The following is an 11,881-nucleotide window of genomic DNA, read 5'->3' as shown; positions in this document are numbered from 1 at the left end:
TTCATCGAGCGACATGCCGGGCGTGCCGGTTTTGAGCACCGGTGGCAGCAGCAGGTTTTCTTCGCAGCTCAGGCTCGAGAAGATGCCGCGCTCCTCGGGGCAGTAGCCCACGCCCAGGTGCGCAATGCGGTAGGTGGGCAAGTGAACGGTTTCGGTGCCGTTGATCTTGATCGAGCCTTTGCGCGCACCGACCAGGCCCATGATGGCGCGCAGCGTGGTCGTGCGCCCGGCGCCGTTGCGCCCAAGCAGCGTGACGACCTCACCGTGCTCCACGCGCATATCGACGCCATGCAGCACGTGCGATTCGCCGTACCATGCGTGCAGGCCGCCGATTTCGAGCGCAGGCGCTCCGGACTTACCAGCCGCAGTACGTGCAACGCTTGGCGCGGGAGGGGATAGGGTCGCGACCATCTCAGTGCACTCCTTGCAGTTGGCCATCGGTCGTGCCCATGTAGGCCTCCATCACCTGAGGATCGTTCGAAACCTCGGCATACGCACCCTCTGCCAGCACGGCGCCACGCTGCAGCACGGTGATGCGGTCGGCGATGGTCGAGACCACTTTCATGTTGTGTTCGACCATGAGGATGGTGCGCCCGGCGGAGACTTTTTTGATCAGGCGCGTGACGCGATCGACGTCTTCGTGGCCCATGCCCTGCGTGGGCTCGTCGAGCAGCATGAGCTCGGGCTCCATGGCCAGCGTGGTGGCAATCTCGAGCGCGCGCTTGCGGCCGTAGGGCAGGTTCACGGTGATCTCGTCGGCCAGGTCTTCGAGGCCGACCTGGGCAAGCAATTGCATGGCGCGGTCGTTGAGCTGGTCCAGCGTGCGTTCGCTGCGCCAGAAGTGGAATTCGGTGCCGAGCTTGCGCTGCAGACCCACGCGCACGTTTTCGAGCACCGTGAGGTGCGGGAACACTGCCGAAATCTGAAACGAGCGGATCACGCCGCGCCGCGCGACCTGCGCGGGCTTCTCGGCCGTGATGTCGTGACCGTTGAAAAGAATGGTGCCTGAGCTCGGTTCGAGGAACTTGGTCAGCAGGTTGAAGCAGGTGGTCTTGCCTGCGCCGTTGGGGCCGATCAGCGCGTGGATGGAGCCCCTGTGGACGGCCAGATCGACCTGGTTAACGGCAGTGAAGCCCTTGAACTCCTTGGTCAGCTTGCGGGTTTCGAGGATGACGTCGCTCATGGCGCCTTGGCTACTCCGTGAGGGTGAAAAGAATGAATTGCACCCCGCAGGCAGGGCAAGATGCACGGCCTGGATTGCGGCCCTTGCCAACGGTGGCGCACATCCTAACGGCTTTTGCTGCAAAGCCGCATCGGGATAAATGCGGATGGTGTGGTACGAACTTGCAACCTAGCAGGCTGCTGAAATACCCCGCACACGCCCATCTTCCATTTCCCTTCACGTATTTCTCGCGTCAACCCTTCCGCATCTTGAAATTCAGCGCCCCATATGGACGTTTTACGTCTCCCTGAACCCGTTTTCTTGCGCTTTTTCCATCACATCTGCCCCTGCAGACGGATTTGCCCCAGGCTGCGCAACCGCGTGAGGTTGTAGCCCGCCATCGTCAGCACAAACATCTGATCCACTTTCTTGATTCCGCGCACCAGCACCTGACGCATGTGCCCCTCCGTCTTGGCCCAACCAAAGCCCTGCTCGATCAGCTTTCTCTTTTGCTGCGAGATGGCGTAGCCTTCGCTGCCTGCAATTGCCTCGGGCACCGCAGATTGACGTCCTGACTTGTTCTGTGCCACATGGGGCAGCACGTTCATCTCCTGCAGGGCTTCGATGAACTCTTTGGCGTCGTAACCTTTGTCTGCTCCCAGCGTGATGGTGATGGGCTCGTCCCCGGGTAGTGCCTGACGGGCATCATTGATCATGGCCTTGGCCGCTTCACGCTCTGCATGCCCGTCGGCCCGGGTGACCACGGCACTGACCACCAGGCCGTGGCGGTTGTCGGTGAGCGTGTGGCCCATGAAGCGCAACTCACTGGCCGTCTTGCCCTTGCGATACAGCCGTGCGTCCCCGTCCGTGGTGGATTCGTGGGTGTCGTTGCTGCGCTTTTGGTTTTTGAAGTTGCCCGCGTCGGTATCACCATCGCCCTGGCGGTCTTTGCGCACGAAGCTCTTGTGGCCTGCCCAGGCCTGGATCAAGGTGCCGTCCCCGCTGAAGTGCTCGCCCGACAACAATTCCTGCTCCTGGGCTTGCTGCACGATCTGGTTGAAGAACTCGATGACCGTATCGTGCTCAACTAGGCGCTCCCGGTTCTTGCTGAACACAGTGGGCCACCCAGACTGCGTCGTCCATGGCCTGGCCGATGAACCAGCGAAACAACAGGTTGTATTGGGTCTGCTCCATGAGCTGGCGCTCCGAGCGCACGCTGTAGAGCACCTGAATGAGCATGGCGCGCAGCAGTTTTTCGGGGGCAATGCTGGGCCGCCCGCCTTTGATGTCCGCTGCATACATCTGAGCAAACAGCCCGTCCATGTTCGCCAGGGCCTTGTTGACCATCACACGGATCACGCGCAAGGGGTGATCGGCGGGCACGAAGTCATCGAGGTGGCGCATGGTGAACAGGCTCTCGGTGAAGGTGTCGGCTCCGCGCATGTCTGGCTCGTCTGTCTGGTCGGTTGGGTTGCCTCCATTGTCTTGCCAAAACGTCTGCCGGGTTGTGGCGAGGGGGAGTATTTCAGCAGCCTGCTAGGAATAGTGACGGGAAAAGGTGCGAAAGACTCTCTGTCCTTTGCTTGCGGCATTATCACGCAGCAAACTGCAAATGCTAAAGTAAGCGGACTTTGGCTGGTAATCCTGGTCAAACAGCAGAGCATCACCGAGACCTGGGAAGGACTCCGGAATCCATGAGTAGCGGTCAGTGACACCCCAGGTGGAAAAACTCCGACACCGCGACGCTAGCAAGCAGGCTTGCAACATGTTCAGATACACCCTAGCCTGGGCCCTGAAGTCGTCCGCCGTAGCCGGCATGGGTAGTGATACATCCATTTCTGTGATGTGACTATCCAAACCGATCGCGGCCAATCGCTCCATATTGCGTCGCACATCCTGTTCATTCGGGAAATTACCTAGTTCGACATGCATCTGCAGGCCAACGCCGTCGATCGGAACACCCTTTCTCCTCAATCTTGCCACTAGATCGTAAATCCCTTGTGATTTTGGACCCATATCTTCGCCGCCGTAATCGTTGTAACGCAAGTGAGCCTCTGGGTCAGCCTCGTGCACCCAACGGAAAGCGAGCTCCAAATAGTCAGCGCCAATACCGCGCGACCAGAAAGTATCACGCAACTTGCCATCCCCTCCCACGGCCTCGGCAGCTACGTCCCACGACCACACCTTGCCACGATAACGACTGACCACTGATCGAATGTGATCGTGCAAAATGGCTTTCAACTCCTCTTTAGTGAAATGATTTTTGGTCAACCAATCTGGCAACTGTTGATCCCAAACCAAAACGTGACCATTAACCTTCATGCCGTATCGTTCGGCAAAATCGACCAAAGCATCTGCCTGACTGAAGTCATAACGACCTCGATCCGGATGAATGACATTAAATTTCATGGAATTTTCAGGGGTAATCAGACTGAACTCCTTCGCCAAAATCTTGGAATAACGCTCATCTTTGCCAAGAGCCTCAACATTCACTGCTGCACCAACATAAATGCCATTTTTTTCGGCCAGACTGCGCAAAGTTTCGGTCACATTTTCGGTTTTGACGGGCGCAATCATCGAGCAACCGGCCAGCAGAACGAAAACGAATGCAATGCGCATCTTTTTAGTAATCCCGGTCCATAGACGATGCAACATGACCAGCTCGTTGAAGAACAAAACGCGGCACCGAAGGCGGTCTTGGAGGCCGAAGCCCAGCCTCGCGCGACCAACGCTCAAGCCAGGATTCTCCATCCTCTCCAGTGACGTGCAAAGATTTAAAATAAACAGGATCTTTAAGTGCTTCATCGAGCGTAACGAAGCGATAGCCACGCTTCCTAATCATGGCAGCGAGTTGAACGAAATAATCGGCATTGAGGGAATTGGCATGCAGAAGCAGCACTTGAGGAATGGGGCGACCAAATAAACCAATGGTCATCTTTTCGGCCCAGGCAAAGACGTCGTTCATGTAAGATATGTAGGCTTCTCCGATCTGCTGTGCCATTATCATGTCACCCTGAGCCTTGACATAGGCGATAGCAAAAATCCATTCTGAACTGTTTATGGTGACGGGCGCGATGGTGTAACCACGTGCGGTCAAAAAATTATGAAACTCCACAATCTCTTCATTCGACTTGCCAACATCTAGGTAAGGATGGCGAAACCAACGAAGGGGGCGCCCACTCTCCTTCATCAATTGGCGAGAGACAATTTCCCCATTCAAAAAGTCACTCTCGAACATCTCCAAGGAAATCTTATCGATGGAAAAATGAGAATAAGTATGGTTGCCCAAATCAAAGCCGGCCTGAACCCAAGTACGCAAAAGCTCTATCCTATCTTGATCAATTTTTCCATTGACGTACAGTTTTTTTTCATTGACAAAACCTACCACAGGAACGCTGCTCTCGCGTAGGCCATCCATCAATTTACGTGTCATTGCAGACAAATAAGCGTCATCTTCCCTTGGCACCGCAGCGAAGGGTAAATCATCAAAAGTAACAGCAACGCTTTGTTCAGCGGCCATCGCTCCCATCGGGACAAAAAGAAAAAATAGAAGCAATACGGTAAGCCATCGCATTACATATTTCCCAACATCAAAATCGCCGAGTTAAACTGATCGAAAAAGAATGGGCACCATATCCCGGGGTTGCAGCACCTCCATAGTGAGACAAAGCCGCCTTCACATTGAGGAACCAATCTCGGTACAATCCGAAAAAGCCTTCTGCCACGATATCGCCACCAGTACGGTAACCGATCATAGTGTTGTCTTTGTATGGCCCGACACTGAAGACAACGCTCACACCATCATCATCGTTGATCTTCCAGTAAGTGTACGCGGTAAAGGCATAGCGTTCATACGAGGAAGGTGCGTAATAACCGTGGTCCGTATCCTTGTTGAAGCTGAACCAGCGGCCACTGATGCCAAGATCAAGATTAACAAGTTGTGTGCGTGCGAAAGCACGGCGCGGCGCAAGCACTATCTCCCAACGATGATTACCATCGGAGAAATTGGAGTAGTCAAAATAGCCATCGACTGTGTAACGTAAATTGGGCATCCAGGATACATTGAGCGTAGTCGCCCGCTGTTCAACGCCAAGTCCCAAGGATCGTGGAGAAACCGCAAACAGATCGCGTTGATGCGATAGACGCATACCCAGTTCGTCGAGCGGCTTATAGTCTACACCAACCTGATAGATAGAATGACTATTTCCGTAGGCATGCCCACTGCCAATCTGGCCATCCATGGAAAGTTTAGGTGAGAAGCGGTGCTTAAGGCCTAGCCACGTGCGAGTGTAGTCAATCTCGGTACCACCAGCCGGCGTAATATAGGCACTGCCCTCTTTCGTACTAACCCTTTTCCGATCGGTGCCAACGAGGAGGCGAGTTTCTGGAGTAAAAACATATTCGCCAGACAAGCCAATATTTTGAATATCAATATCATCCGTGCTTGAAGTATAATCATACGCGGCGGTGACATTGGAGCGTAGCGGCGTCTTAATGAAACGGCCCAGATCGGCTGCCTCTTTGTCATTCGGGCGCAACCTGGTTACATCTGCCAAGCTGGCGAGCGCATCGCGCGGTCGATTGGCATAATGCAGGGAAACAGTACGGGTATATCCAAGTTCATAATCATTTGTCAACACCGGATCCATTTCCGAGACAATATCCAGGGCTGGCGTTGGTCTTTCGGCCCATGCCAGTACGCGCGCCTTTTGCTTACGGTATTCGATACTGTCGCCAAACTGCTTGCGATAGTCTTCCAGCCGCTCCATGGCTTGAGCGTAATCCCCCAACTCGGCCAAGACCATAACATATTCCAGGAGAGTGATAGCCACACTCGGATGTCTGGAAAAATAGCCCTCATAGGCCTTCTTAGATGCGTCTAGTTTTCCTTGCCAGTGTCGTACACGGGCAATACCCAATTCTGCACCGGCATCGTCCGGTGAAATGACAAGGATTCGTTGATAACTATCAAGAGTAGTGACATAATCACCACGCATTGAAGCCATATCCGCGCGGGTCCGCAGATATTCAATGTTCACGGGATCGAGTTCGACAGCGCGCTCCATCGCTGCAGCCGCTTCCTGAAAATGATCATTAGGATATGATTGGGACAGGCGGTAGTATAATTTAGCGTCGCCAGTCTCCCCCTTCGCGACCTCTCTTAGGGTTTCCGCCGCAGAAAGACTGTCACCGCCTAACTCATATATTTCAGCCATTCTCAACAAATACTGAGTGTCTACTTCAAAACGGTGTCGATAGATCTCATCATATTCTTTAATGGCTGCTTTATTGTTACGACCTGCTTCGAACTCCATATACTCAAGCATTACAGTCCTATCTTGCGGTCGCCGCATTAGATAAGCACGGTAACGCTGTGCGGCAGCATCATTTTTGCCGCCATGTGCCAATGCCCTGGCCGATCCCAAAATAGAATCAAGATCATTGGGTGCAATAGCCAAAGCCGCATCAAAACTCCTTTCGGCCAAAGCATAATCGTTGATCCAGATAGCGATGTTGCCACGGGCACGAAGATAATCCACGTTATCCGGGGTAAGTTCGATCGCTCGATTAATTGCAGTCAATCCCGCGGAAGCATTCTGACTTGCCGCAAAAGCCTGAGACAATTTAGCATGTAGTCTGGCGTCGGTTGGCGCGTACTTTACTGCTTCGACCAACGCCTGCGCGGCACCAGCCGGATCGCTGAGCCGGGTAGCACGAATGTCGGCGATACGCTCCCAGAGACTGGCCTGGGCTGGATCAGTTTTTAGGGCTTGCAAATAGATACCGATCGCTTCTGGCCATTGATTTTGCATCTCCGCACGCAAACCACCCTCCGGGATAGCTTTAGCCGCGACGGAAACACCTACGCTCGAGCAAAAAGCCAGTGCGATTATTGTATTTCGCTTCATTTGCGCCACCTTGTATTTTTAAAAATCCAAATATCAGCCGCAAAACGCAACATGGTAAAAAAGTCGAAAATAATCACCATGTAGCGCACCGGCGTCAGCACTATTCCCTTAAGGAGAAATTCCCAGCGGTACCCCTTCGCTGAGGCAGTTAACGCAATCAACGCAACCACGCTCTCGGCGATCAGGGTAATACCAAGCGCCTCCCACATGCCCAACAGCATGAGTATCAGGAATACGGTTGGGAAGGATATCTTTTCAAAAGCCGACATAAACATAACCCACCCTATGGGTCGACCGTACTTCTGCGTGTAATCCTCTCCAAAGGGCTGTCGATATTGTTCTTTAATCTTGCGTTTTTCCTGAATTTCGGGTGGTACTGACTTTTCCTTACGGTAACGTTTGAATGCCTTGAACGGGCTGCGCATCAATTCGTCGAAGTAATAACAAGTCTGCAGGAAGGAGGACGACCACATGTAAACCTGTTTAGGCAACCGGCTCGCTTCAGGCTCCTGAGAACGGGCAATGACATCGGTAAGTTGAATGTTGCGGAAGCCTTGATCGAGCATGGCGAAGCCGATGAAGATATCCTCCGAATTGGTGAGGTCATCACCGAGGATAGGCTCATACTTTGCGAACAAATTTTCAAGATAATTACGTCGGTATGCTACGGCGCAGCCGACCGGATTCAAAATGCTCCCGAAAAAAACCATCTGACCACGATAGATGAAGCGCTGCAACAACATGTATAGCACTTCACGATAGAGGTTGGTCAATCCTTGCTGCAGATGATGCTCCAAGTTGAGCTTGGGACGAATTGGCGCATTCGGATACCTCTCCAAAAACTCTTGAAGTTTGGGCTCTTTAAGTTGGTTGTCGCGGTCGCGATCACGCAGGGGGAGTATGGTACCGCAAGCCGAAGCGATGCCCCTACCCTTGTAGAGCTCTTCGACTACCCTATCAATATAATTTTCCGACTCTAGCATGGTGTCACCGTCGAGAATAAACTCCACGTCGGTGAGATACTCCCGTGCTTGCCGCTTGAGTGTTGGTGTTTTACCGATCGGCGCCTTGCGATGAATGATTTCAACGTCTATGCCATTGACCAAGCAAAATTCTTGGGCATATTCGATAGTTTTATCGGTACTTCCATCATCTACCAAAACGATTCTCTCGGGCTTACGACTCTGCCGGGCGATCGATTCCAAGCACAAGACAATATTGGCCTCCTCATTCAAACAAGGGATAACCACGGTCACCGTCGCCGTACGCCAGTCCTCAGCTGGCGTAGGAATAACCTTATCTTCGCCATGGAGCAAACCTAAAATACTGAGGACAGTATTTGGACTAAGAAGGAATGGGGTTAAATTTGCCATTATTACTTGTCCTGCCTTTCTCTGTAGTGAGCAATCATCTCGTCCAAGCTGTCCTCGAGCGACCACCTATGCCGGAACCCCGTGAGTGCCCGCAGCTTCTCTAGTGAAGGCCTGCGGCGTAATATGTCGTCATATTGTTGTCCATATGCTTCAGCATAGCTCATATGCTTACGCCCAACCGAATTCTTGCCCGCCCTTTGACAGACCAAATCTGCCAGATCATTAATCGAAATTTCCCGATCATTACCAACATTTACGATTTCGCCACTTGCCTGCGGAGTGCTCGCCAAGAGGGCAAGCGCGGCTACAGTGTCGCGCACATCACAAAATGATCGAGTCTGTGCGCCACCACCAAAGATGGTAATGGGCTCATCACGCAGGGCTTGGTCGATAAAACGAGGAACTACCATTCCGTAACGTCCAGTCTGACGCAGACCCACCGTGTTAAACAGGCGCGCCATACATACAGGTATATCGTGCTGGCGAGCATATGAGAGGCCAAATGCCTCATCGGCCAGTTTACTTATAGCATAGTTCCAGCGCGACCTGGCTCCGGAACGGACATACAAAATATCATCCTCGCGCAGCAAATCACTACTCGTAGGCCCATAGATTTCAGAGGATGACGCGATCACAATCTGAGGCTTCCATTGCCCCGTAGTTGCCATACGCAGCAAACGTTCTGTAGCAGCGATATTAATGGAGAGCACACGGATCGGATCCTCTAACACTTTGAACACCCCTACCACTGCGGCCATATGGTATATCCGATCTGCCCAAATCGTTGCCTTTTCCAAGTCGCCCCATGTTAAAATATCTGCCTCATCGAATCGGAACCTGTGATCACCAAGAAATGAAGCGATATTCTCAACTCTGCCGGTAGTAAGGTTATCCACTGCGTGAACGGAATCACCGCAGCGAAGATGGTGTTCTACCAAATGTGATCCAATGAAGCCTGCGCCACCTGTTATCAAAACATGCATGCTATCTCCTACTATCAGAATTCAACCGAGATTGTCCATTAGGCGGCGCTGCGCGCCTACGCGGGTGCTGGCGGACGTCTGCCGGTCATTTGGGTCGCCGCTTCGTCGTTCATGGCACCGGCCATGCACTACTCAGCCGCTACCAAACTGCCACGCCAGCCGTCGCGCCATCATCCCGCGTCCTCATGAGCAATCTGGGTTCAATCAACACCGACTCCATAAAATTTCATGGAATTTCAATGTCATTATCTTTTGATTAAGGTGTGCGAATAAGCGGATCGCAGTAGTATTTTGCAAAAACAACTCTAACCAACTATATTCGCATCAATATGCGTCCATCATTAGGAATCATAATCTCCATACCACGTAACCAAGATCGCAAAGTTTGGCTTTGTCAAATCCTGCCTTTACGTCCATGAAAATCCCACCATCAACCAGCTTTTCCTGATAATCGACCAATTTTCGATCTAGAAAATTTTTGTGTGGTACAGCCACGACAAGCGCCTGTGCGATCGGCAAATTTTCCCAAGCGGTTAATTCCACTCCATACTCCCGGAGTGCCTCTTCCGGATCCGCCACAGGATCGTGCACATGCACATTGACACCATAGCTGCGCAACTCCTCAACGATGTCAATGATGCGACTGTTGCGCAGATCTGGGCAGTTTTCTTTAAAAGTCATCCCAAGCACGTTCACAGTCGCGCCTTTGAGTTCGAATCCTGCCTGAATAATATTTTTGACCGTCTGCTGACCGACGTAGTGCCCCATATGGTCATTGATTCGACGCCCAGCAAGTATGACTTCGGGATAATAGCGTACGGTCTCTGCTTTGTATGTCAGGTAGTATGGATCGACGCCGATACAGTGCCCCCCTACCAGACCTGGACGGAAAGGGAGGAAATTCCACTTGGTTCCCGCTGCTTCAAGCACCTCAATGGTATCAATACCAAGATTATGAAAAAGCAGCGAAAGCTCATTCATTAAAGCGATATTCAAATCGCGCTGCGTATTCTCTATTACCTTAGCAGCTTCAGCAACCTTTATCGAGGAAGCCCGAAAAATTCCTTTGCTGACAATAGTGCCATATAGATCTGCAACCCGCTCCAGAGTTGCCGCTGTATCGCCAGAGACAACTTTTGTCACCTTGCTCAGAAGGTGCTCGCGATCTCCCGGATTGATCCGCTCCGGCGAATAGCCCACGTTGAAATCCTGCAACCACTTCAGGCCCGAAATTCGTTCCAATTCTGGAATGCATATCTCCTCTGTAGCGCCCGGGTAAACTGTGGATTCGTACACCACCACTACACCACGCTTCATATATCGACCGACTTCCTGGCTAGCAGAAATCAGGGGATGAAAGTCTGGTTGATGGGCAATGTCGACTGGAGTTGGTACGGCTATGATGATGAAGTCCGCACTGCGCAACAATTCAGGAGAGTGAGTAAATGTCAGTCGGGCGGCGCGGTCAAAATCATCCGGATCGAGATCTCCATGAGGATCTTCTCGCCGAAGGCATTTTCGGACCAGGGACTCAGAGGTGTCAAAACCTATGGTTTCAAAATATCTGCCAAATGCCATAGCAAGCGGAAGCCCAACATAGCCCAGACCTACTACCGCGACTCTTGGGTGCATAGTCAACTCCTCTTTTATGCTTTCGAAACCTTCGGCCACTCTACCATAGGATTTTGTGAAATCTACAAGTCTTACTGTGTCACAACCTCAGCCTTGCGTTGACGCGCAGGCAGCACGGGCAGAGCGGCAGCGTTTGCATCAAGGCTGCGGCGATACGCAGCCGCAAACTGGTGATCGACGATGGCACGTGGCGCTGCGTGCGCTGGGTTGCCGCGAGGCTTGTAATGCGTGGGTAGGGCAGGTTCTTCGCTTCGTGCAGCGTTTTTTGCCGGCATCTTCGGGGTGAAGCAACCGCCAGGCCATCAAGAAGCCATAGGCGGCAATGCTCAGGCTGGCGTGGTGGTGAAACCCCCTCCAGCCCCTGCCGTCGTAGTGCCCCAGCCCTAGCAGCCTGTCGGACTTTGGAAGCGTCGGCTGCGAATGCGCCGCAGCGACCCATTTTTTACCGCCTTCTTGCCCCATAGTCCCGCTATGGGGCTGCGAATCCGGCAAAAACTGGCCTCGCCGGGGCGCCTTCTCGCTATCGACGCCCAAAGTCCGACAGGCTGCTAGTGTAGTGTTTGATGCTTAATGCGACCAATAAAACCGATGGATTTTTGGTCTGGGCAAGGCGCAAACCGCAGCGATACCGGGTGGTATCGCGAGGATTTGCAACGCGGCCCGGGCCGAAAAGACGCGGTTTGATGTCGCTGATAGCGTCGAACACTACACTAGTGAAGTGTTTTATTCTTAATGTAGCTTAAAATCTGGCTGGGATTCCATCGATCCACGATGATCCCCAAAAGGAGCCAGGCCATGCGGGTAGCCCCCAAAGTTGAATTG

8 protein-coding genes and 2 pseudogenes are annotated in these 11,881 nt (G+C 52.6%); all 10 read right to left on the bottom strand.

The features are described from left to right. Positions 1-411: ATP-binding cassette domain-containing protein (locus tag PYV55_RS01595; protein ID WP_275848642.1), on the bottom strand; the 411-nt coding region annotated here is incomplete at its 3' end. A 1-nt stretch (position 412) separates the two neighbouring features. Continuing rightward, positions 413-1,183, bottom strand: coding sequence for an ABC transporter ATP-binding protein (locus PYV55_RS01590; RefSeq protein ID WP_275848640.1), 771 nt, complete (start codon positions 1,181-1,183; stop codon positions 413-415). A gap of 314 nt (positions 1,184-1,497) precedes the next feature. Then, positions 1,498-2,605 (bottom strand): annotated as a pseudogene (locus tag PYV55_RS01585) (IS5 family transposase). A gap of 93 nt (positions 2,606-2,698) precedes the next feature. Continuing rightward, positions 2,699-3,817, bottom strand: a complete 1,119-nt coding sequence (locus PYV55_RS01580; RefSeq protein ID WP_275848638.1) for an endo-1,4-beta-xylanase — start codon at positions 3,815-3,817, stop codon at positions 2,699-2,701. Continuing rightward, complete coding sequence (locus tag PYV55_RS01575) at positions 3,786-4,736, bottom strand: polysaccharide deacetylase family protein (protein ID WP_275848636.1); 951 nt, start codon at positions 4,734-4,736, stop codon at positions 3,786-3,788. Before PYV55_RS01575 ends, PYV55_RS01580 begins: the two co-directional genes overlap by 32 nt. Before the next feature lie 16 nt (positions 4,737-4,752). Then, positions 4,753-7,071, bottom strand: a complete 2,319-nt coding sequence (locus PYV55_RS01570; RefSeq protein WP_275848634.1) for a tetratricopeptide repeat protein — start codon at positions 7,069-7,071, stop codon at positions 4,753-4,755. Then, a complete protein-coding gene (locus PYV55_RS01565; RefSeq protein WP_275848633.1) occupies positions 7,068-8,444 on the bottom strand; it encodes a glycosyltransferase family 2 protein in 1,377 nt (458 codons plus the stop codon). The genes PYV55_RS01570 and PYV55_RS01565 overlap by 4 nt, the downstream gene beginning before the upstream one ends. A gap of 2 nt (positions 8,445-8,446) precedes the next feature. Further along, entirely contained in the window at positions 8,447-9,427 is a 981-nt protein-coding gene (locus PYV55_RS01560; RefSeq protein ID WP_275848632.1) for an NAD-dependent epimerase/dehydratase family protein, read from the bottom strand. 348 nt (positions 9,428-9,775) lie between these two features. Then, the gene (locus PYV55_RS01555; protein ID WP_275848644.1) at positions 9,776-11,059 is read right to left on the bottom strand and encodes a nucleotide sugar dehydrogenase; all 1,284 of its coding nucleotides are present in this window, start codon (positions 11,057-11,059) and stop codon (positions 9,776-9,778) included. 71 nt (positions 11,060-11,130) lie between these two features. Continuing rightward, a pseudogene (locus tag PYV55_RS01550) lies at positions 11,131-11,446 on the bottom strand (IS701 family transposase); the annotation flags it as partial. Positions 11,447-11,881: the final 435 nt, after the last annotated feature.

The organism is Extensimonas soli, assembly GCF_029211265.1.
Taxonomy (GTDB): Bacteria; Pseudomonadota; Gammaproteobacteria; order Burkholderiales; family Burkholderiaceae_C; genus Extensimonas; species Extensimonas soli.
Note: the sequence above shows the minus strand (reverse complement) of the source record. Positions and strands in the feature narration are given on the sequence as shown.